The sequence below is a fragment of the Pseudomonas putida genome, from assembly GCF_001976065.1.
Classification (GTDB): Bacteria; Pseudomonadota; Gammaproteobacteria; order Pseudomonadales; family Pseudomonadaceae; genus Aquipseudomonas; species Aquipseudomonas serbica.
Genome location: NZ_MNAH01000008.1, coordinates 269,576 through 291,353 on the forward strand (window position 1 = coordinate 269,576; position 21,778 = coordinate 291,353).

The 21,778-nt window shown below is 55.7% G+C and carries 20 protein-coding genes and 1 pseudogene; 11 read left to right on the forward strand and 10 right to left on the reverse strand.

The genetic code is table 11. The features are described from left to right. Positions 1 to 17: 17 nt before the first annotated feature. The 3 genes from BKX96_RS24965 to BKX96_RS24975 form a co-directional block, all read right to left on the reverse strand. Positions 18 to 662 (reverse strand): response regulator transcription factor, encoded by a 645-nt coding sequence (locus tag BKX96_RS24965; protein WP_077185723.1) that lies wholly within the window; start codon positions 660 to 662, stop codon positions 18 to 20. 109 nt (positions 663 to 771) lie between these two features. Further along, positions 772 to 1,380, reverse strand: coding sequence for a lecithin retinol acyltransferase family protein (locus BKX96_RS24970; protein WP_077185724.1), 609 nt, complete (start codon positions 1,378 to 1,380; stop codon positions 772 to 774). A 322-nt stretch (positions 1,381 to 1,702) separates the two neighbouring features. Beyond that, complete coding sequence (locus BKX96_RS24975) at positions 1,703 to 2,638, reverse strand: LysR family transcriptional regulator (protein WP_077185757.1); 936 nt, start codon at positions 2,636 to 2,638, stop codon at positions 1,703 to 1,705. A gap of 398 nt (positions 2,639 to 3,036) precedes the next feature. Here BKX96_RS24975 and BKX96_RS24980 point away from each other — a divergent pair, with 398 nt between their 5' ends. Further along, positions 3,037 to 3,426, forward strand: coding sequence for a response regulator transcription factor (locus BKX96_RS24980; RefSeq protein WP_143512468.1), 390 nt, complete (start codon positions 3,037 to 3,039; stop codon positions 3,424 to 3,426). Between the two features lie 631 nt (positions 3,427 to 4,057). Here BKX96_RS24980 and BKX96_RS33295 read toward each other — a convergent pair. Together BKX96_RS33295 and BKX96_RS24990 are read right to left on the reverse strand one after the other, a co-directional pair. Then, a complete protein-coding gene (locus BKX96_RS33295; RefSeq protein ID WP_256721621.1) occupies positions 4,058 to 4,273 on the reverse strand; it encodes a cupin domain-containing protein in 216 nt (71 codons plus the stop codon). A gap of 238 nt (positions 4,274 to 4,511) precedes the next feature. Next, positions 4,512 to 5,232, reverse strand: a pseudogene (locus BKX96_RS24990) (SDR family oxidoreductase). A 422-nt stretch (positions 5,233 to 5,654) separates the two neighbouring features. Between BKX96_RS24990 and BKX96_RS24995 the strand changes: the two are divergent. The 3 genes from BKX96_RS24995 (at position 5,655) to wrbA (ending at position 8,079) form a co-directional block, all read left to right on the forward strand. Continuing rightward, positions 5,655 to 6,338, forward strand: coding sequence for a nitroreductase (locus BKX96_RS24995; RefSeq protein WP_077185725.1), 684 nt, complete (start codon positions 5,655 to 5,657; stop codon positions 6,336 to 6,338). A gap of 80 nt (positions 6,339 to 6,418) precedes the next feature. Further along, on the forward strand, positions 6,419 to 7,369 hold the full coding sequence (locus tag BKX96_RS25000; protein ID WP_077185726.1) for a ring-cleaving dioxygenase: 951 nt from the start codon (positions 6,419 to 6,421) through the stop codon (positions 7,367 to 7,369). 80 nt (positions 7,370 to 7,449) lie between these two features. Further along, positions 7,450 to 8,079 (forward strand): NAD(P)H:quinone oxidoreductase, encoded by a 630-nt coding sequence (wrbA, locus tag BKX96_RS25005; RefSeq protein ID WP_077185727.1) that lies wholly within the window; start codon positions 7,450 to 7,452, stop codon positions 8,077 to 8,079. 60 nt (positions 8,080 to 8,139) lie between these two features. Here the strand turns inward: wrbA and BKX96_RS25010 are convergent, their stop codons facing one another. After that, complete coding sequence (locus BKX96_RS25010; RefSeq protein ID WP_077185728.1) at positions 8,140 to 8,745, reverse strand: glutathione S-transferase family protein; 606 nt, start codon at positions 8,743 to 8,745, stop codon at positions 8,140 to 8,142. Between the two features lie 209 nt (positions 8,746 to 8,954). Here BKX96_RS25010 and BKX96_RS25015 point away from each other — a divergent pair, with 209 nt between their 5' ends. Further along, positions 8,955 to 9,983: a glutathione S-transferase family protein gene (locus BKX96_RS25015; RefSeq protein WP_218639282.1), complete on the forward strand. Its 1,029-nt coding sequence runs from the start codon at positions 8,955 to 8,957 to the stop codon at positions 9,981 to 9,983. 222 nt (positions 9,984 to 10,205) lie between these two features. Here the strand turns inward: BKX96_RS25015 and BKX96_RS25020 are convergent, their stop codons facing one another. Further along, on the reverse strand, positions 10,206 to 11,099 hold the full coding sequence (locus BKX96_RS25020) for a tryptophan 2,3-dioxygenase (protein WP_077185730.1): 894 nt from the start codon (positions 11,097 to 11,099) through the stop codon (positions 10,206 to 10,208). A 279-nt stretch (positions 11,100 to 11,378) separates the two neighbouring features. Here BKX96_RS25020 and BKX96_RS25025 point away from each other — a divergent pair, with 279 nt between their 5' ends. After that, positions 11,379 to 12,341, forward strand: a complete 963-nt coding sequence (locus tag BKX96_RS25025; RefSeq protein ID WP_256721622.1) for a LysR substrate-binding domain-containing protein — start codon at positions 11,379 to 11,381, stop codon at positions 12,339 to 12,341. A gap of 4 nt (positions 12,342 to 12,345) precedes the next feature. Here BKX96_RS25025 and BKX96_RS25030 read toward each other — a convergent pair whose 3' ends face one another. Further along, complete coding sequence (locus BKX96_RS25030) at positions 12,346 to 13,710, reverse strand: amidase (RefSeq protein WP_077185731.1); 1,365 nt, start codon at positions 13,708 to 13,710, stop codon at positions 12,346 to 12,348. Further along, positions 13,707 to 14,825, reverse strand: coding sequence for an iron-containing alcohol dehydrogenase (locus BKX96_RS25035; protein WP_077185732.1), 1,119 nt, complete (start codon positions 14,823 to 14,825; stop codon positions 13,707 to 13,709). Before BKX96_RS25035 ends, BKX96_RS25030 begins: the two co-directional genes overlap by 4 nt. Positions 14,826 to 15,539: 714 nt before the next feature. Here BKX96_RS25035 and BKX96_RS25040 point away from each other — a divergent pair. Next, complete coding sequence (locus BKX96_RS25040) at positions 15,540 to 16,433, forward strand: SphA family protein (RefSeq protein WP_077185733.1); 894 nt, start codon at positions 15,540 to 15,542, stop codon at positions 16,431 to 16,433. Between the two features lie 348 nt (positions 16,434 to 16,781). Here the strand turns inward: BKX96_RS25040 and BKX96_RS25045 are convergent, their stop codons facing one another. Beyond that, on the reverse strand, positions 16,782 to 17,573 hold the full coding sequence (locus BKX96_RS25045; protein WP_179092176.1) for a cysteine hydrolase family protein: 792 nt from the start codon (positions 17,571 to 17,573) through the stop codon (positions 16,782 to 16,784). Between the two features lie 157 nt (positions 17,574 to 17,730). Between BKX96_RS25045 and BKX96_RS25050 the strand changes: the two genes are divergently transcribed. From BKX96_RS25050 to BKX96_RS32940, 4 genes are all read left to right on the forward strand, one after another. Continuing rightward, positions 17,731 to 18,744 (forward strand): GlxA family transcriptional regulator, encoded by a 1,014-nt coding sequence (locus BKX96_RS25050; RefSeq protein ID WP_256721624.1) that lies wholly within the window; start codon positions 17,731 to 17,733, stop codon positions 18,742 to 18,744. 292 nt (positions 18,745 to 19,036) lie between these two features. Continuing rightward, the gene (locus BKX96_RS25055) at positions 19,037 to 20,239 is read left to right on the forward strand and encodes an NAD(P)/FAD-dependent oxidoreductase (RefSeq protein ID WP_077185735.1); all 1,203 of its coding nucleotides are present in this window, start codon (positions 19,037 to 19,039) and stop codon (positions 20,237 to 20,239) included. A 103-nt stretch (positions 20,240 to 20,342) separates the two neighbouring features. Next, the gene (locus BKX96_RS25060) at positions 20,343 to 21,332 is read left to right on the forward strand and encodes an MBL fold metallo-hydrolase (RefSeq protein WP_077185736.1); all 990 of its coding nucleotides are present in this window, start codon (positions 20,343 to 20,345) and stop codon (positions 21,330 to 21,332) included. 207 nt (positions 21,333 to 21,539) lie between these two features. Beyond that, positions 21,540 to 21,695: a hypothetical protein gene (locus BKX96_RS32940; RefSeq protein ID WP_179092177.1), complete on the forward strand. Its 156-nt coding sequence runs from the start codon at positions 21,540 to 21,542 to the stop codon at positions 21,693 to 21,695. The last annotated feature ends 83 nt before the right edge of the window (positions 21,696 to 21,778 follow it).

Consider the following 21,778-nt stretch of genomic DNA (forward strand, 5'->3'; position numbering starts at 1 on the left):
TTTTTTATAAGGCCACACTATCTAGAAATCCCTAATGACTCTGCCATTCGAACCAGGTCAGCAAACGACTTTGCGTGCATTTTTTTCATTGCATGTGCGCGGTGAATTTTCACGGTGATCTCGCTCAGGTTCATCTGGCCGGCAATTTGCTTATTCATCAGACCTTTGGCTGCAAGGGCCATTACCTCTTTTTCACGCGCTGTCAGCGATTGGTAGTTCGAATGCAAGTCTGAAAGCTGGTGTTCGACTTCCCGGCGTCTGACATCGTCCTGAAGTGCGGCTGACACCGCGTCCAATAGATCCTGTTCACGGAACGGTTTTGCCAGAAAATCCACGGCACCAGCTTTCATTGCCTTAACGGACATCTCGATGTCCCCGTGGCCGGTGATGAAAATAATCGGAATATTTACGTTTGATTCAACCAACTGACGTTGGAAGTCCAGACCGCTATTACCTTGAAGTCGTACATCAAGTACTAAACAGCTGGCGCCATCTGTCTTCGGTTGCTGAAGAAATTCCGCACTGGACGCGAACGTCTCAACTCGTATCCCGGCAGACCGCAAAAGACTACTTAATGCGTCGCGTATGGAGGCATCGTCATCCACCACGAACACCATCGAACCTTTACTGCCCGGCTCATTGGATGGGGGATTGCCATTCATGCACGATCCTCTTTGGTAAATTTGGAGTAAAAAAAGTATAGCACAGCGCCTTGGTCGTGTTGAGAAGCACGCATGAACGGCTGTAACTGCCTGGGAGGCTTGGCAGGTATTAGGCAGTAAAGAGTGGTTCCAGAGTTGAAATCATAGAGAAAAGATAACGTGGGCAATGTAGGTAGGCATTGACTTGAGCGCTGTAACTTTTTCCACTGATGCACCAGCTGCAAAAATGCTCGCAGTTATTCGATAGGATTTTGTATTGGCTCTCGCCGATTCTTGAGCGCGCACGATTGGCGATTTCATCGCTGGAATATTCGCATTGTTCTTGAAACATCCAGACTGACTTGCCGTTGGCGAAGCTTTCAAGATCAGTTACTTCGATGGGGCCGGACTTGAGTGAACTGCTGAATCCAGAGTAGTGAGCAACGTCTCCGTCGCCAAGATGAATTCCGTGATGTATATAGAACTTGCGAGAGCTAATCAAATGTGCGCCGACAGGCAAGTTGTCCGCTGCCTGTTCGATACTTACTAGCTTTAATGAAGAGCTAAATAAATTTTTTGGCGGTTTGCTGCTGTTGCGGAGCGCGGCGGATAGGGGGTTCTCAATCATCAGGGCATGCAAGTGGCTGGAAATTCCTGCGATTATTAGGATAATGCAGATAGATATTGTTGAGTGGAGTGATGCAAAGCCGTCTGTCACTCTGGTTGTTATAGTGCTCATGATAAAATTCTCCGCAACCCTTAATATCTAATATATTGCATGGGTTGCGGAATTTCATTTGTACACACGATTACTTTAATTGACTACTTAATATGCTTCATCTAAACCTAAGTATTAAGCGAACTTCCGAACATCAGGAAAAAGGGCATGCCGGAGCCAGTAATGACCGTGGTTTTACGCAACGGGGAGAGTGAATTAAAGGGGCGGCAAAAATCTGGTCGGAGCTTGCCCAAGCGAACCCTGGCCCATAGGTTTTTCAGACCTACATTTCCTGCATCAATCCGTTGGCGACGATGATTTGATCATCTGTTTCACGTTGTGGTCAGGCCGCGGCCAGAGCCATGGGCTGCTCCTGTTGCTGGCCGAGATAACGACAGAAGCACGAGCGTAACCAACTTTCACCTGGGTCATTGTGAACTGCGCCGCGCCAGGCCATGGACAGGTCCGGTGTCGGCAGTTCCAATGGAGCAAACTCGGCGCGTATTCCTTCTAGCCGCACCATGGCCTGGGCGACGTAGTCCGGTACGATGGCAACCATGTCGCTTCCAGCGAGCAAAGAAGGCAAGGCGCTGAACTGTGGTACCGCCAGCACCACCTTGCGTTGCCGCCCGACCAGACCCAGCGCATGGTCGGCATCGTCGATGACATTCCCCATCGAGGACACTACAACATGAGGCCGTTTGCAGAAATCATCCAACGCCAAGGGGCCGGGGACCGCATCGGCTCGTAGTAGCACTGGATGCATCGGTCGCAGGCTCTTGCAATGGGCACTAGCCGGCAACTCCCGGGCAAGACTGATACCCACGGAAATTTCACCGGAGGCGAGCAGTTGGGGCAATTGCCGTTGGTCCACTCTGTGTACCACTAGGATGATGTTCGGCGCCTCATCCCGTAAGTGCTTCATCAAGCGTGGAAGCAGCGCGTACTCGACATCGTCAGAGAGTCCGACGTGGAATGACTGGTCACTGGTAAGCGGATTGAACGTCTGGGTACAGCTCAAGGCGATGGCGATGCTATCCAGGGCCGGCGCCAGCCGCGCGTGGATCTCCTCTGCTCGCGCAGTCGGCTCCATCATGCCGCCAGTGCGGATGAACAGCGGATCATTGAACATTGAACGCAGTCGCCCGAGGGCGCTGCTGATAGTGGTCTGGCAAACGAACAGCCGCTCTCCGGCCCGTGTAACGTTGCGCTCACGCATCACAGTTTCGAAGACAACCAGCAGATTGAAGTCGGTATGTCGCAGTTCATTTCTGTTCATCATGTTCGCCGCCTAGGCGTAAGACCGCCCGGGAAAGTGGATATTGAGCAACAACTCGCTGCGCTTCCAATGTCATCGGATGCCAACGATACAGCTTCAGCTTATGCAAGCCGGGGCGAGACGTCACTTGTACCTGGGTTCAGCCGAAGTATCCCTTGGTTGCGTGCCCTTGTACGTGGGTATGCCCTATTAAAGGACGCGGAATCGAATGGCACATGATATCGACGGCACTTGAGAGCGGGCGGTGATGGAGCAGGAAAATGACCTCAGGCAATTTCATCGAATTGGTGCGGCTTGTATCAATACTTTAATCTTAGCGACCTATACATAGGTATACTTTTACATGTGATAAGATCGCGTATGTTGTAAGTACTGTGCAGTCACGAACGACCAAGATAATGCAAGGCACTCAGATACTCAATACGACGATTATTGCAATTGTTGATGATGACGATTCCATTCGGACAGCGCTGGAAGGCCTATTGCGGTCCAGCGGTTATAAAACTCGAACATATTGCAGTGCTCTGGAGTTTCTCAACGGTAACAGTCCCGCTGAAATACACTGCCTGATTTCCGATATCCAGATGCCGGGAATGAGCGGTGTAGAGATGCATGAGCAGCTCGTTGCGATGGGCTTCCAAATCCCCACTATATTTATCACCGGATATCTTGGAATGGCACCAAGCCTTAGCGCCGATGCTCCGACTTTGGTTGCCTGCCTGCAAAAACCATTTGACGCCAACAGGCTGCTGAGCTGCATCGAAACCGCCGTTGGCCACCGGCATTGAGAGAACTCTGGAAGTTTCTCGCTGCACCCGATATACACCTTGGTATAGGTCCCTGCCACTGATGTATGGTTTCGCTGAGCCGAAGTAGCAGTGTGCTTTGGAGAATCCATTGATAATATGTACTCACAGCGGACGACTCGCTGCAAAGATTCCCGTGATCTGACAATCGAACCTGAACGAGGGGGCCGTGACAGCATGGCGGACTCCCGCATAGCGACGCCGCGACTTTTTGAGTGAGCTATCTATGTTCGCCTTCTTTGAATCACCCCAACGCGTCCAGAAACTGGCCAGCCACTTAGTTATATGCGCAATGGCGATGCTGGTAATCGGGTCCCTGCTGGCCTACAGCCTTAGTGCCCACATCTCGATAACCTGCCGGGTGCTTGGCCCACCTGGATCTGGTGATCGATCTGGGGCGAACTTCTACCAAAATCAGCTACATGTCACGCCTGCAAACGCAAAGGCGCCTCAAGATGCACAAGCGAACTGCAGCGTTTCGAACCCTCTGTACCGGGTGCGCGCAACCTCTCAGGTTTCACCCGGCGGCCCAAAAGCACTACATGCTGGCGGACCTTTCTTTAACTAGCAGGGTGTCGTCGGCTCTCGGTATGATGTTTTTTGGTAATTCCAGTCACTTGACTGGGATCAAAGCGGGCTTGTTTGCATCCTTCAGAAGAAAGACCACAAACTTGGCGTGCCCGTCCTGGCTGGCATTGCTTCCAACCGTGTGCACGTCCTTCGGTCCTTCGTGGAAGGTTTGCCCAGGCGTCAGCGTGACCTCCTTACCTCCGGCCACGCTCATGACGATGGTGCCTTCGAGCACATAGATGAAGCCCATGGGCGTCATGACGATGTACCGGGTCGGCACCGCCGGGTGGATAATCCACGGTAAGCATAAGCACTTCCTTGCCAGTGTATACGGGTAGCACCTGGGTCATCACCGTATTGACCCAGCGGTGGCGGCCTTGTCCTGGGCCATGACTAGCCCGCTGAAAAGCAGGGGGAGCAGGGCGAAGAGATGATGGATTTGCATGTGGCTCTCCTCATCTGAAATGTCTGGAACACAGCTGATACCAGCCTGTTGGCTAGGGCGTTGCGGCAGAGCGCTTGAGCCATGTCTCGCAGTGGTTCGCACCGAGATAGGATTGGCACCGGGGGTCAGTGACTGGTCATCGATCGGCGCGCCGAAGTAAGTGGCCGCAGTGTCTGCGATTACTTCTCGCGGGTCATCCTTGTGTTCCAGGTAAGCCCGGTTACCTCTGCCATCTGATTACGGGGTGATTGCACGGCAATCTTCGCCAGTGCCGCCGCGACATCGGCCGAGGAGACCGGCTGAAAGGCGGCGGCGGACAGGCGAATACGGTTGCTTCCCTGCACACCGGATTCGGCAATTGCGCCGATGAACTAGAAGAACTTCGTAGCCCACAGGATGGAGTTGGGCATGCCCGAGTCCTTGATCAGCTTCTCCTAGGCCATCTTGGCCCGGAAGTAGCCACTGTCGAGCATCCGCACGGTGCCCACCACGGACAGGGCGACATGGTGTATCACTCCGGCAGCCTTCTCCGCAGAGAACAGGTTACGCCCGGATTTCTTGAAAAATTCCAGCGCAGGCGTCCTCGAACGCGGCGAGTTATCGACATCGACCACTACCTCGGCACCCGTCAGCGCCGCCTGAAGGCCCTCTCCATTAACTGCATTGACGCCGGTGCTTGGTGCGCCTGCCAGGAAATCATGGCCTTGCTGGCGAAGGTTGTTGCAGAGCTGAGTCCCAATCTGGCCAGTTCCGCCAATAACGATAATTTTAATGGGAATGCCTCCAGTATGAGGGTGCATCTGTCGGCGTGTGGCGAGCGCACGGCATCTCAACCTGGCACTCGCGTTGATTGGCTGGCGACAATCACAACGTTCGTCATGGGGCATGTTGGGTATTGCCGCAACGCCAGTGATTCGCATTGAGGATCTAGTCAGAACTCGAGGTTTAATTCAGTCAAGGACATAGAGCGTGGGATTAAGGCCGTATTACGGAGTGCGCCGATCAGAGAGAAGACAGCGGGATTTATCGTTTCAAAATTCGGAACCCTACGTACAAGCCCAGCGCCTTCTCAGCCAGCTTGAAGGCTCATATGCTTGAGCCACGTCCAGGGAAGTCAACAGAAACGGGAAGATTTTAGACGCAAATAAAACCGAAACAGCTTAGACACCCATCTAATAATAAGGAGACGAAAACGATGCCGACCAGCCCGTTCATTGATGATCTGATACGCGACCGTCGCACGAAGCGTGGTTTTCTGGATCAGCCAGTGTCGATGGAAATGGTGAAGGACATCCTTTCAGCGGCAAAGTATGCGCCTAGTTCGAGTAACAGCCAGCCGTGGCGCTGTTATGTTATAACTGGTGAGGCGCGCGAGCGCGTTACTACGGCCGCGGTGGAGGCGTACCGCGGAGCACCCGAAGGCCTGAAGCCGGAGTATTCATTCTTTCCTCAACCACTGCATGAACCCTATGCGACCCGTTTCAATTCGTTTCGCGGACAACTGGGCGACGCTCAAGGATGCTGCCGAAGTGATATAACCGGGCGGCGTCGAGACGTCGAGCGCCAGTTCCGTTTTTTCGACGCGCCGGTAGGCCTCATTTTCACGATGGATCGCCGTCTGGAATGGGCCAGTTTCATTTGCTATGGCTGCTTTCTCCAGAACATCATGCTGGCAGCCAAGGGTCGTGGTCTCGATACTTGCCCTCAACAAATATGGTCCCTGCAGCACCCGGTGCTGCGCACTGAACTCAACCTTCCTGATGATCAAATGGTGGTAGCGGGGATGTCGCTGGGCTGGGCCGACAATAGCCTGGCAGAGAACCAGATGAGTATTTCCAAGGTGGAACTGGAAGAGTTCACCACCTTCGTCCACGAATAGTTTCAGCAATTACCAGGTAATCGCCAGCCGCGCTGACAGCCGTGGTGGCTTTGCTCGGCCCAAAAAAACTGGAGAACTATATGTCAACCATAAAAGGCTTTCACCATCTGACTGTCGGCGTCGCCGGAGCGCAGGAGGATGTTGACTTCTACGTGAAGTTGCTGGGCCAGAGCCTGATCAAGAAGACGGTTCTGCTTGACGGTGACGAACCCATCTACCATTTGTATTACGGCAACTCCCGAGGGGATGTGGGTACGCTTGTTACATCTTTCCCCTTCAAGCAAAGAGGCGTGAAAGCTCGCCCGGGTTCTGGCCAGATCAGGGTCATCAACTACTCAGTTCCCAGGCACTCCCTGGATTTCTGGCGGGCTCGCTTCGCCATCAAAGGCGTCCCGTTCGACCGTGAAGTGGTGTCGCGTTTCGGCGAAACGCGCCAGCGTTTTCAGCATCCGTGCGGGATCGAGTTCGATCTCGTGGCCACTGATCAGGACACGCGCCCAGCGTGCGTCGCCAGTGATATTCCAGAAGAGTTCGCCATCCGCGGCGTGCACAGCATCACGCTGTCGCTGCGAGAAGTGGCTGAATCAATCATTTTTATGAAGGACGCTCTTGGATTCCGCCATGCAGCTGAAAATGGCCCTTACCACCGCTTTGAAACAGCCAGTGGCGCACCGGGAACGATCGTCGAATTCCTGCATGAACCCGATCGCCTGCAAGGCTCGTCAATCTACGGTGAAGGTACGATCCATCACGTCGCTTTCGCCGTGGATAACATCGAGCAGCAAATGGCGTTGAAAGAGAAGTTGATGGCGATGGGGCATATCGATACCTCCGAATCAGTGCATCGGAATTACTTCCGCTCCATGTATTTCAAAATGCCGGGCGGGGTGATGTTCGAGGCGGCTACCACCGACATCGGCTTTGCCATCGACGAACCGCAAGACCAGCTTGGTTCCGAGTTCCAGCTTCCATCCTGGCTCAGCGAGCGCAAAGACGAGTTACTCGCCCGGCTAGAGCCGATTTCCGTATAGGCCTCGGTAACGCAGCTGCCAACATGCCCGCGACGTTGGCTCAGCGTCGCGGTTCACACCCGTAAAACAAAGGTTCCATCATGTCAAAACCAAAAGTCCTGATTGTTTTTTACTCTCGTGCAGGTTCCACAGAAATTCTCGCCAACGCGATTGCCCAAGGCGCCATTGCGGAAGGCGCCGAAGTTCGGCTGCGCCGGGCTCGGGAACTGGTTAGCCACGAAGTCATGCTGCAAGCACCCGGCTGGCTCGATAGTGCAGAGGCCATGAATAAGAAGTACGACAGGCCATCCGAAGCTGACGCCGAATGGGCCGACGCCATCATCTTCGGTACACCAACGCGGTTTGGTTCCATAGCCTCTGAGCTGAAGGCGTATATCGATGGCCTTGGCGGCTTGTGGTTTGCAGGCAAGCTCAATGGGAAAGTGGGTTCAGTGTTTGGCGCGACATCCTCCAAACATGGCGGTAACGAAGCGACCCTCTTGTCTATCTATGGTCCGATGGCCCATCTTGGCCTCATCATCGTGCCGCTCGGCTACGCAGATCCGGCAATGTTCAAGGCTGGTACTCCGTATGGCGCAACCCATGTGTCAAATCAAGACACCTTGATTCCGGATTCTGACCATTTGGCAGTCGCGCAATTCCAGGGTAGGCGAGTCGCCTCTGTTGCCAGGTTATTGCGGTGCCCACAACGGGTCACTGAGACGGCCTGAGTTAAACTGCCACCAAGCTCATCCCTCTGTTAAGCGAAGCGACTGCAGGCGCTTCGCTTTTCAACCGACATGAAATAGATCGATCCACCCAGGCTGGTCCTTGATCTGTGTTATCCACCGTTGAATGGACGGGAATTTGTCCATGTTGTATCCACCTTCGGTTGCCAGCGAGACATAGCCAAATACCCCTAGATCGGCCACGGTATAGGCGTCGCCGACCAACCAGTTATGCCCGGATAGCCATTGATCGAGCTTTTCCAGAGCGTGGTAACCCTCGGCATGAAATTTCTGAATCTGCTGCGCCATGGAATCAGCGACACCCCTCAGATGGTAGACGCGGCACAGGGCAAGCGGCTTTTGCAGATCTGCCTGCTCGAATGACAGCCAGCTGACTATTTCAGCGCGCAGATAGCGATCATCAGGAAGGTAGCGGCTGTTCTGCGCCAGGTAGAACAGGATGGCAGCGGACTCGACGATGGTCCTGCCGTCGTCAAGTTGCAGTACGGGGACTCGAGCGAAACGGCTGATCTTCTTGAACGCCGGACTTGATGCTTCACCTTTGGCCAAATCCAGGGTGATGCGTTCGTATGGTATCCCCAGCTGATTAAGCAATATGCGTACTTTCCACGAGTTGCCCGAGAACCGGCTGTCATAGAGTCGCAACATGTTCACTCCTGGGAAACGTGGTCCCAGCAGATAACCGACACTCTCTTCGGGACCAGAGCCTGAAGTAATCATATCGTCTTTTAACGTCAGAACCGTGTTTATCAGATAATAACTTTATAGGCAGAGATTCTATAAAAAACGTTGCTTAGATCAAAGGAGTATCATTCGTGCATGTTGTTCCGTATGTAATGGTAAGTAATGACCGATTGATGAAAATGGCGGCCGCCGCTCGCGCTGCCATTGTCGACCCAGTTCGCATCACCTTGGTGGGTAGTGATCCGAACCCTCGCTTCGAATTGTTCCATGCAGCGAGCTCGCTGTGCTCGCAGAAAGTGCGGACGGTTCTTTTTGAGAAGGGGTTATCCTACCGTTCGAATGACATGATCATTCTGTGTGCGATGGGAGTTGACGGGGTAATCCCGGCGGAACATTACAGTCCCTCCTATGTCCGTTTACGTTTGATCGCATGCCGAGAGCTGAATCAGGATTTCGTCACCCGTTACAGTGGGCGGACGTCAGTCGAAACGGAAGGCTTTGATCCCTGTGTTGTGCCGTTGCTTATTGATTATGAGGCCGGTCGGGTGATCGCGGACTCCAAGCGGATCTGTTGCTATCTCGATGCAGTGTCACGCGAGCCGGTTCAGCTGTTGTGCGATGAGGCGCATGCGCGCGCCGAGGTGATGCGCCAGGTGGACATTGTCGACAGGATCCCGAATGGAGCACTGCTCTACGGCTTCCACCCGGATGCCGACAGGCGGCCAGATATTCTCAAGTCGGTGATGGAAACAGTTTACGACTGCAAAATCATCGCGCTGGAGGCTTTGGCCGCCGCAAATGCTGGCGAGCCTGCACTGGTCGCCGCCTATCGCGCCAAGATCGTAAAGGAAAGCGGCGGCAAGCAGGTGTGCCATGACGCGGAGTTTCAACGGGCCGCTCGCAAGCATGTGGGGAATCTGTTGACGGAGCTCGATCATGCACTGGCCGCGGAGTCATTCCCCTACCCGGACGATAATTCCTTCTCGCTCGGCGATGTAGTCTGGGGCGTCAATTTTGTTCGCATGGCGTATCTAGGGCTGGCATCCATGTGGGATGAGCTTCCCAACGTCGCGCGGTATGTCGATGTGCTTACCAAGCGGCCCTCCCTGTGCAAAGAAGCCATCCAGGCTTCGATCTACTCGCTGCCGCCTTCCGACTATCTGGATGCCCTAACGTCCATCTGGGCAGAGGTTGTCGAGTAACAGTATTTGTAGTTAAGCAAGACGTGGCGACACATTTCCCTCGGGACTTTACCGCCACTGATCTCATCTGAGCGAATTGCGCAGATTATATGTCCGGGACAGGTCACGCGGGGATAGACCCTATGACACGTGCCTTCGCGTGCGTTCCAACAAAAAAACGTGCTCGGTGCGCCCCCCCTGCGATTAATCGAAGGGGAGCGCGCCGAGCACGTTAGCGGGTCGTCAGGTTCTGTGCTTGGCCATGTGCGGACATAATGGTGGCGGATCGCCGATTAGGGTGCGCGCCGACCAAAGTTCGGGGAAGGGAATTTCATCCATCGTGGGCACCAGCCATGCGACGCCTTCGGTGCCGAAGTAAGCAGGCCGTGCGCCGAAGGTTCGGCGTGTTGCCATCAAGTGGCGATACTTCCAATTGCTGAATCCCTCGGCGATGTCGGCGAGCGATTCACCGAGCTGTTGGAGTTCGATGTTCGTGTCAGAGCCTGCGTAGATATTACGCCAAACCTGCTCTATTTCTTCGCTGGGAGAGTAGGGCGCACTCAGATCACGTTCGAGTACCGCTTTTGGCACATTCATGCCGCGGCGGCTCAAATAGGCGAGCACGTCGTCATAGATGCTTGGTTCAGCCAGTGCCTTTTCCAGTTGTGCCCAGCGCTCGGGTTGAGGCGTGAAATGTTGCAGATGCACGGCTTGCTTGATCCCAAGCAGATACACCATATGCCGATACGTCCACCCTTGCAGTGCGGTGTCCTTGCCATAAGTGGCAGCGGCGCGCGAAAGGATGGCCAGCAAGTCGTTGGGGGTCATCCAGGCGATCGAGCCCCAGGCAGCGTCAATCACTTTTTGATGTTCAACCACGCGCAGCAGCGTTCGGTAGGCCTGGGGCAAATCATCGGCGCGTAATTGCCTTTGCGCGGTCTGGAATTCCTTGATGATGAGCATCCAGTACAGTTCGGACACTTGCACGTGAGCGATCCAGGCATGTTCGCCAGGATGATCGCTGACTGTACGTTGGAGGGAGTGCAGCGCGTCGGTCTGAATCCACGCGCTGTAGGGTGTTTGCCCGGTCGGAGTGATGACCGGCTCGTGCCGTTCAAGGTTTAGGGTATCGTTCACTTTTTTGCTCCTGGTTGTTTTCACGCCCATCAACGACCTCGGGTCAGTGCAACGTGTCAGCAAGCACATCAGGCACGCGACTTCAATAAAACGTGGCGCAATGGATATTGTTTGGAGATAAAGGAATATTAGGTTTGTTCGCAGGGCTTTAGAAGTTTGTGGTCTTGTACGATAAGTTCCAAAACAGTGAACGATCTCTCGCGCTCACGAAAGTTGCGGTGCGTTATCATGTGGCGGCGCACGGCTAAATTTGTGCTTTCAGCGCCTTGATTTCTCGAAATGATTGCTCAGGACACACTCGACCATGATTCTATTCAGGCTAGAACCCAGATGCTGGATTTAAAGGACGTTTATTACTTCGTTCAAGTGGTCGACCGTGGTGGCTTCACCGCCGCCGGCAACAGCCTGCGCATGCCTAAATCAACGCTCAGCCACCGCATTCAAGAATTGGAGGCTTATCTCGGCGTCCGCCTGATTAACCGCACTTCGCGTCAATTCAGCATGACGGACGTTGGCGCCGAATTTTACCAACACGCCATTGCCATGCTGCATAGCTCGGACGTCGCAGAAGAGGCGGTGCGGCAAAGGCTGTCCGAACCCAGCGGCGTTATCCGCATCACCACCGCCGTCGAAATCGCCCAGTTCGCGCTGCGTGACCTGCTTCCGGTCTTCCTTGCCCGCTATCCCAAAGTGCAGATTGTCGAAATACTGACTGACAGGCTGGTCGATATTGTCGGTGAAGGCTTTGACCTGGCGATACGGGGGCACATCACGCCGTTGCAGGATTCGTCCCTGATACAGCGCGCGATTGCGAAGGTCCCGTGGTGCCTGTTTGCTGGTTCGCAATACCTAGAACAGATGGGCACGCCCGCAAGCCCCGAAGATCTGGCTCAGCACGTGACGATTTCGATCGTGCGAGGAGGTCCTGCGCAATGGCAATTGAATGAAACCTCCGGCAAGGAAATAACGGTTCCAATTGCCCCCAGGTTTCAAAGTAACGACATGACTTCAACTAAGGAGGCAGCCTGTGCAAACTTGGGGATAGCGGCACTGCCAGGTTATATCTGCAAGGCAGAACTAAAGGCCGGCACGTTGCGGCGCGTATTGCCTGGTTGGATGGTCGCGGACGCGCGCATGACCGCTTTAATGCCGTATAGGACCGGACTTTTGCCTGCAGTGCGAGCGCTAATAGATTTCCTCGCCGTCGAGATCCCCAAGGCGACAACCTTCGACGGCGAGTAGCCCTTTAAACCTTTGCGCCCGATGCCAGCAGGCGTTCCAGTTTCAGCGCGACCTGTAGCAGGCCGCCATCGTCCCCGGGGCGTGCCACGATCTGGAGCCCTGCGCGAAGGTGGCCCTTATGTAAGGGCAATGGTATGGAGATTGCGGGGAAGCCGGCGACATTGAACGGCGCAGTGTAGGTCATCAGCGCTTCGCGGACCGTACCCTGCCAAACGCCAATGTTCATCGTTGATGTATCAACGCGTGGCGCGGTGCATGGGCAGGTAGCCAGTAGGAGATAATCGACGTTTGCCATGGCTCGGCTGAGCTTCGCCGTGAATTGCCGTCGTGTTTGCTGCCAGTTCGCGTAGTCGCTCAAGGTAACGTTACTGGCGCGGTCGAGTCGGTCAACCGTCTCGGCACTGTAGTGGCGGGTGATGAAATCCCAGTCATTGCGCGCGAAGTGGCTAACACCACCTTCGGTCAGAACAATGCCGGCGAATGCCTGGAATACCCCGTCGAACAAGCCGACCGCGTTGAGCTCATCACACGGGTAGCTACGGCCCACGATGTCGATGGCCTGCTCGAAAGACATTGCCACTTCAGCACTCAAGGGGACTGGTTCGATGTTGTGAATCACCCCAAAGCGCGGCGACTCGGTAATATCGCCGCCCTGCAGTGCAACGCCCAACGCTTCCGCCAGCACCATGACGTCGTCGACGCTCGCGCCAAGTAGGCCTGGATGGTCCAGACTGGGCGCCAATGAGAAGATGCCTTGCGTGGAAAATGTCCCATAGGTCGGTTTGAAGCCGACCACCCCACACAGAGCGGCCGGAATGCGCACCGAGCCGCCGGTATCGGTGCCCAGGCCCGCCGCGACGGCACCGTATGCAATCGCCGCCGCCGCACCGCCACTGGATCCCCCGGGGATGCAGCGCGTATCCAGAGGATTAAGCGTGTCGCCAAACTCGCGGCTGGACGTCGTGACACCCCAAGCGAATTCGTGGGTCGTCGTCTTGCCGATGATGATTGCGCCTTGCTCGACCAGCCTGCTCACGATAGCGGCATTTGCCGATGGTAGATTGCCGATATAGGCCGCTGAGCCATAACGCGTTTCGATGCTCTGGGTATCGATGAGGTCCTTGACGCCGATCGCCAAGCCCTCGAGCGGCCGGGCGCAACCTACTGCATACTTGCGATCGCTTTCTACCGCGGCCACCAGTGCCTTGTCCCGCGCAATGGTCGCGAACGCGTTAACCGCACGCTGACTCTCATAGGCGACGCTCAATGCGCGGAGTGTGAGTTTAAAGGCACTCGTGCGCCCGCCCGCCAATGCATCGCGGGCTTCGCGCAATCCCGGCGCCCGGTTGTCCGAAGAGAGGCCGCTCACCAGAGACTCTCCAGTAGCATATCGAGCTTGGCAGACGCATTGTTGCCCAGATCATCGACCTCTTTCGGGTAGTTCGATTTGAGCAAGCCGGCGACTTTCGCAAGTTGCGACTTGTCCACGTCGAAGCTGCTGATCCGGTTCGGCAGACCAAGGGTGGTCACTAGATTGGCAATCCTGCTGGCGAGTTGCTCTGCGGCGGATTCGTTGCCTTTCGGCTCGAACAATGCATCGAATTTCGCACCGTAATACTCAGCGCACGCACGAATGACGGGGGCCAGCGTGATGCACGACGTGGCACTGTGAGGCAGCCCGAAAGTGCCGCCTAGAATATGGCCGATCCGGTGACTGAGACCGTAAATTACCGACGCTGGCGAGAAATAGCACTGCCAGGCGGCAAGCTGAAGCTGCAGTAGGTCGTCAGTTGTGACCAGTCCGTTAGCAATGGCGCGACGCGTATCGATTTCTTTCGGCCACTTCTCGAGCACGGTAAAGAAACGCTGTAATCCGCTTGCCGCCATGACCGCATGTGGATGATCCGTACCGACCAAGCGCATCCCTTCAACCGCATGGTCCATGCCCTTGATGGCCGAAGACAGCAACAGAGGACGTGGCGTATCTAGCAAAAGGATGGGGTCAATCACCACCACCTTGGGCACCGTTTCGCGTATCGCATAGCTGCGTTTGAATTTCTCCGGGCCGTGAGTCTCGGTGATGCCGAAATAATGCGAAAACTCAGAACCGGACAGTGTCGTCGGCAAGGCCGCAATCGGAAGGTAACGGCCCGTCTGCTGGAAGTGTAAATACGACACCGCCTTGGCGGCGTCGAGCACCGAGCCACCGCCAAGCGCGATGATCGAATTGGCTTCGAGGCGAATGCAGGCAGCCAACCCCTCCTGGACAGCGACATCGGGCACATGCGCAGGCAGATTGGTAAAGATACCCACCCCTTGCTGGATATGCGGTTGCAGATAAGTCCTGTTCAAGTGATCCAGGGCCTCTACCGTGAATGTGATCGGATGGGCAATGCCGTGGTCGCCAAGGCGGGCGACGGTATCTGCGAGGATGTTTGCACCCCAAATGACTGAATCCTGCGGCAGGCAATTCAATTGATTCATTTTTATCAACCTAGACGGGTATTGGATAGGGATTGGCGGCATCGCGCTGACGCCAGTGTGAGAGCCTCGGACGAGTTCGTACTGAAAGCATGAGTGCACCGGCGATGCAGTCACAAGCGGGTTAATGCTGGAAGTAGCGTCCAAAGTTTTGGACAATTGGAAGACGGGCGCTATCCAAACTAATCACTGGCAAAACGTTCTACTGTGAATTATGCAAGGCGATAATTAACCATGAAGAGCAGTTCTTGATTGCAGTTTTGGGGGCGGACTCATGCATAGGCATCAATTGTTTAATTGATCAGTGGAGTTTGTACGCACAGTTCCATGTTTGCGAACGATAAGGTGCCACTGGCACCCGATGACTTGGTAAATCCTGCCGCTATCGCCTCGGTAATCTATTCGGTCGATACATCGCAAAGCCCCGAAAAATATGCCTGGCGCCAAAGAAAACACTCTTCATCCAGGGGAGAAGAGTCTTCAGTCGGCAGCTCCGAACAGATGTAGTGGCATTGCTCGCTATCGCACCCGAGTCGGTGAAAGTCGTTTTTTTGCTCGTGACATTTGTATCAAGCGGCTCTATAAAACTGCCGAAGTTTCCGCCTTGTCCCGCTATCGGTATTTGTCCAAGAGTCTGGCTCTGGCTCTGGCTCGCCGTGACACTGTCGCGCGGTTTGCTCGCGTGTTTGTTTGATAATAATAAAAAAGGTCTTGATTATGAAGCAGTACTCGTTCTTGAAGTTGGCTGGGCTCACTGTTATTGCATTGAGTGGTGGCCTGACACACGCCAGTGAACAGGGCGGTTCGTCTTATCCAATGGGCGCCGAAAACTACATGGCCGGTGCGATGCCGCCTCCGGGTGTTTATGGCCAGCTTTTCGCCAGCCATTATGAAGCTGATACGTTTCGTGGTAATCATGGTCAGAAGTTGCCAATGGACTTTGACATACGCGTTGACTGCATCGCCCCTCGGCTGATTTGGGTTACGGAGCAGCAAATTCTCGGCGGCAACCTGGGCTTTCATATCATCGTGCCGTTGGTGGATTTGAAGGTCAGTCTCAATGGTCAATCACAGAGCAACAGCGGTTTAGGTGACATCATCTTTGCTCCAGCATTGGGCTACCACTTCAGTGAGAAGATGCATGCCGTCTTCGCCGTCGATACGATCGCGCCCACGGGCAGATACGATCGCAATGACCTTGCCAACACCGGTCGTAATTACTGGGTGTTCGAGCCTGTCGTTGCGCTGTCTTATGTAGACCCCCAAGGACTGAATGTCGATGTCAAAACCATGTACGACTTCAACCGCAAAAACGACGCCACCGATTATCTCTCCGGCCAGGAACTGCACATGGATTACGCGGTGGGGTGGGGGCTGGGTAACGGTTGGGTGGTAGGCGTCGGCGGTTATGCGCTGTGGCAGACCACCGACGACCGGCAGAATGGCCAAACCGTGGAGGATAATAAAGGTCGCAGTTTGGCCATCGGCCCTTCGATCAAATATACCAGTAAAAAAGGGTGGTTCTTGACGGCGAAATGGCAAGATGAAACTCAGGTGCGTAACCGTCCTGACGGTAACGCTTATTGGCTTAAGTTGAGCATACCTTTCTAAAAGCAGGATGAGCGCATAGCGATAATCGTTTGCAGGGAAAGGTCATGCACCACAGATGGAAGCCCCGACCAGTTTCAACAAGGTGCCGGTCAAAGCGTTGAACCGGGCTGGCTGCCAGAAAAGCAAAACCCCGGAGGTTGGCCCTGCCGGGGTTATATTCTCCCTGTGTCCCTACTGGGAAGAGACCATCGCTACACATGTGAGTGTTCGAGCACCAGAAAATTTTGCCGATCCGCTCTGGCAGACCTGACGGTCTTGGCATTGCTCATGCGTGACACCGTGTCAGTCGGCTAGCACGGGAGCCACAATGGCTCCCGTGCCTGGTTGGGAAGTTGGATCTGCCCACAGTCAGTGCCCTTCCAGCTTTTTCACTACATCGTCAGTAGTCATTAGACCGTTGGCGATGTAACGGAAGTTGACAAGTGCGCTACCGTATCCGTCACCGTCAGGAAGCTTCGGGCCGGCGACGGCGTCACGTACGACGACCACCTCGAAACCGCGCTCCAGAAATTCGCGAAGGTGCGATTCCACGCACAGGTTGGAGGCCATGCCGGCAAGGATGATCTTGTCGATCCGTTGCTTACGCAACTGTAGCATCAGGTCGTTGCTTTGGGGGCCATACAACTTGTGCGGTGATGCGACGATGGTCTTGTCGTCCTCGATAAAGGGCTTGAACTCCGGCATGAAGTCGGCACCCGAATTACGGAATCCATCCAGCGTCAAGGCGCCCTTGCGATCGAACATACCCAGCTTGTGCTGAACGGTTTCCGCGGGCGCCTCGAACTCCCATTTATGATCGTGGGGATAGTAGTAGTGCGGCGAGATGGCTATGGTTGATCCGGCCTTCTTGAATGCCGCGAAAAGCCGGCTCAGATTCGGGACCATATTTTGCTCGGTAACGCTCTGGCCGAAGATCGCCCAGCCTGCACCCTTCGGGCTCATGAAGTCGATCTGCGGGTCAATCACGACCAGGGCGGTTCGACTTGAATCCCATTGAAAGGTGGAGGCCGGAAGCGCGGGCTTCGCCGGGTCGGCATACGGGTTCTCCGCGGCGAAGCTGATGCCGGGCGCCATCAGGATGGCTCCCAGCAAGGTAGCGCAGGAGAATATTCTTTTGGGATGATATCTGTTGAAGGTCATTTGCACGTCCTCGAAGTGGGGGTGCAGTTACGGTACTGCGAGAAGACAGAACGAAATGGACATTTATCCTTGGATTCCGGCCAACAGGCGCAGCCACCTTGCGTGAGGCAGGCGTGCTAAGTGCCTCCGTTGACCGTCCATACAGGAAGGGCGTCTAATGAGCAGCCAGACTCTGGGCGTTCCGGTCATGCAGCGTCACATCTGTTTCCTGGTCTACTCGGGCTTCGTATTGCTGGATCTGAGCGGCCCGCTCGAAGCCTTCTCCAACGCCAATCGTACGCGCTCTTCGAGCTATCGATTCACAGTCGCCTCGCTACAAGGCGGATTGATCTACACCTCGAGCGGACTGCAAGTCGCGACCGAAGCATTGGAGGTTGTCGACCGCCTCGACACGCTCATCATTGTCGGCGCGCCAACCGCGCCGATCGATGACAGGATGCCGCCGACGGCGGCTGCGATACGGCACATGTCCCCACGCTCTCGTCGAATTGCCAGCGTCTGTACTGGTGCCTTCCTGCTCGCCGAGAGCGGGCTGCTCGACGGTCGTGTCGCGACCACGCATTGGAACTACGCGCCGCAATTACAAGCACGGTATCCGTCGCTGCGCGTGGACGGAGATCGAATCTGGACCGAAGATGGGAATGTCTGGACGTCGGCCGGTATGTCGGCTGGCATCGACATGGCCCTGGCCATGATCGAGCAGGACTTGGGCAAGGAGTTAGCGCGCTCCGTCGCGCGCATGTTGGTTGTCTACTATCGGCGGCCAGGTGGTCAGTATCAGTTCTCTTCGCTGCTGGATTTCGACCCTGGCTCAGATCGCATTCGCGCAGTGCTGAGCTATGTGCGCGATCATCTAAGAGATGATCTGTCAGTTGAACGCTTGGCAGACGTCGCACATATGAGCGTACGACAGTTTGGCCGCGTATTCGCGGCAGCTATCGGGGTGACGCCGGCGAAAGCTGTCGAGCGCCTGCGCATCGAGTCAGCGCGGCCGCTGGTTGAGGATGGGAACCAAACTTTCGAGGAGATCGCCAGGGGCTATGGATTCGGCGATGCCGATCACATGCTTCGCTGCTTCGTGCGAGTCGTTGGGCGGACGCCACAAGAACTGCGCCGCAGCGCTCGCCAGGCCAAAGGCGATGGCCGGTCCGGGAGAAAGGTGGATCAATAGTATCTTTGGTCCAGTTAGCGTTAAAGGCCAATCCGCCCGGCTGAGCATCGATGCTCGTTGCGCCTGTTGTTACTACAAGACTCCAGCCATGGATACCTTCGTATAAATCCCCTCTACTGACGTTTTACTTTGCTAAACCGATGTAGAAGTGCGCCTGGAAGCATGCGCCCATAAGATCAGCTCACAGCGGATGACTCACAGGATACCTCCTAATTGGGGTGCCCAGAGATCGTCCCGCCCAACTTGAAGAGTAAGTTCAAGTTCATTGATCACTTCTTCTCGGGAACACATCATGAAACAACAAATTCTGGTAATTGGCGCGGGGTTCGGTGGCTTATGGAGCGCATTGAGCGCCGCCCGCCTGCTGGACATGCACAAACGCAATGACGTGGGAATCACCCTGCTGGCGCCCCAGGCGGAATTGCGCATACGCCCCCGTTTCTACGAAACCGATGTGCACAAAATGTTTGCCCCCCTGGGCGGGTTGTTCGACTCAGTGGGGGTGCGCTTTGTCAAAGGTGCGGCTGAGCGCATCGACGAACAGGCAAGGACCGTTGCCTACCGCGATGAGACTGGCCGTCAAGGCGCGTTGGGCTACGACCGCCTGGTGATTGCGGCCGGCAGTGAGTTGGCCCGCCCTAAGGTTCAGGGGCTTGAGGCCTATACCTTCGACGTTGACCAGATCGAGGCGGCCGTGCGCCTTGAGAATCACCTGAAATCTCTCAAGAATCGGCCCGAGAGCGTTGCCCGCAATACCGTGGTGGTCGTGGGCGGCGGTTTTACCGGTATTGAGACCGGCACTGAAATGCCGGCACGCCTGCGTGCCGTGCTCGGAAATGAGCAGGACATCCGCGTGATCATTATCGACCGTGGACCTGAGATCGGCGCGTCCATGGGAGACGGGATTAGCCCGTCGATCATCGAGGCCTCCGAACACCTGGGTATCGAATGGGTGCTCAACACCAGTGTGACAGCGGTGGACGCCAATGGCGTAACCCTAGCCGACGGTCGCCATATCGAAAGTCAAACAGTGATCTGGACCGTCGGCTTCCGCGCCAGCCCGCTGACCGAACAGATGTCCAGCGTGCGCGATGTCCAGGGTCGCTTGCACGTCGATGAGAACCTGAAGGTGTTAGGCCAGGAGCATGTCTACGCTGCCGGGGATGTCGCCTATGCCGCCACCGACGACCTCGGCAACTTCGCAGCCATGTCCTGCCAGCATGCGATTTCTCTAGGCCGTCACGCCGGGAATAATGTCGCTGCGGACCTGCTAGGTGTCGCGCCCACCCCCTACCGTCAGCCCAAGTACGTGACCTGCCTCGATCTGGGCACTTGGGGCGCGGTGTTTACTGAAGGCTGGGATCGCCAGCTCAAGCTGGTCAAGGAACCGGCCAAGGAGCTCAAGACGCAGATCAACACCCAGTGGATCTACCCGCCGGCAGCTGATCGGGCCACCGCCCTGGCAGCAGCCGACCCGACGATTCCCGTGGCCTGAAGACCTCCGCCTGAACGTGGCGTTCATGCCAACACCGCGGGCGCCGTCGGGCAGAGAGTGGCTGTCCCCCCAGATTTTTGATCCAAGCAATTGGAGAGCGACCATGACAATGCAACTGAACTATTCCTCCTCAAAGGATGGTACCCATCAGAAAAGTAACGGTCAGCAGGGATCAAACATGAGTTTGCCCAATACCTCACAACCCGATGGATCGCAGCCCGAGGAGCTGGTGCCTTCGCGCTATGCGCTACGGGTCGGCGAGATAGACGTACTGGTGGTCAGCGATGGGGTGCTACCTCTGCCGACCGAGACAATGTCCACCAACGCCGACCCAGCCGCCCGCGCGGCTTGGTTCAAAGACATGTTCTTGGGGCCGGACGCGTTCGATTGGGCGCTGAACGTACTTGTGGTGCGTAGCGGCGAGCAGACCATACTCGTCGACGCTGGAGTGGGAGGGCAGTTCCCCGGCTTTCCGCGAGCCGGACAGCTCCCCAAAAGACTTAAGGCTGCCGGTATCGATCTTGCGTCCGTGACCGACGTGGTGATTACCCACATGCACATGGACCATATTGGCGGGCTGCTCGCCGACGAGATGAAAAGCCGGCTGCGCCCAGACCTTCGTATCCACGTTTCGGCCACCGAGGTCGCGTTCTGGGAGTCACCCGATTTCTCCCTCACCTCCATGCCCTCGCCGGTGCCGGACGTCCTACGGGCAACCGCCGATCAGTTCATGAGCGAATACCGCAGCAGGGTTCGGACATTCGACGATGAGCATGAGGTGGCACCGGGCGTGGTCGTCAAGCGCACCGGGGGCCACACCCCAGGGCACAGCGTGGTTTATGTGACGTCCGGCGGCGAGCGGTTGACATTCGCAGGCGACGCCCTGTTCCCGGTCGCTTTCGAGCACCCCGACTGGCAAAACGGCTTTGAACATGACCCTGAGGAGTCGTTTCGCGTTCGTGTACGCCTGTTACAAGAGGCGGCTGCCAGCGGAGAGCTGTTCGTAGCTACTCACCTGCCGTTCCCCTCCATTGGCCGGGTGGCACTCGACGGTGATGCCTTTCGCTGGGTAGCGGGCTTCTGGGACTACTGATCGCTTGTTGGGTTTGAGCCTGCGTCCATGCAGCGCGAAACCGCCTTGGGAGCAGCATCGCCAGGCCCCGAACACTTTCAGGCCTGTGGGGGACTGTGTGCAACCCCGATCCATTTGTTGACGGTCGGGGCTTGCCACTGTTCCAGCGCATCGATCAGCGCAGACGGATCAGTTTGAAAATTCAGCATCTCGCTGTGGTCGGTTTTCATGAACCCCAGTCACAGCATGTTTGAGCAGGCCGTGAACCGGCTCGAAAAAGCCGTCGGTGTTCAGGCAGGCTACACCTTTATGGTGTTCAACCAATTGGGTCAACGTCGCCACTTCAAACCTGATCCACAGGTGCTTTTGGTCGCAGAGGTGTAAAATAGAATTATCGTTTACTGCTGCAGCCTCGATGTTGCGCAAACGTCGGGTTGAATGGTTGAGAGCATTCTGTCGGGTTTTGG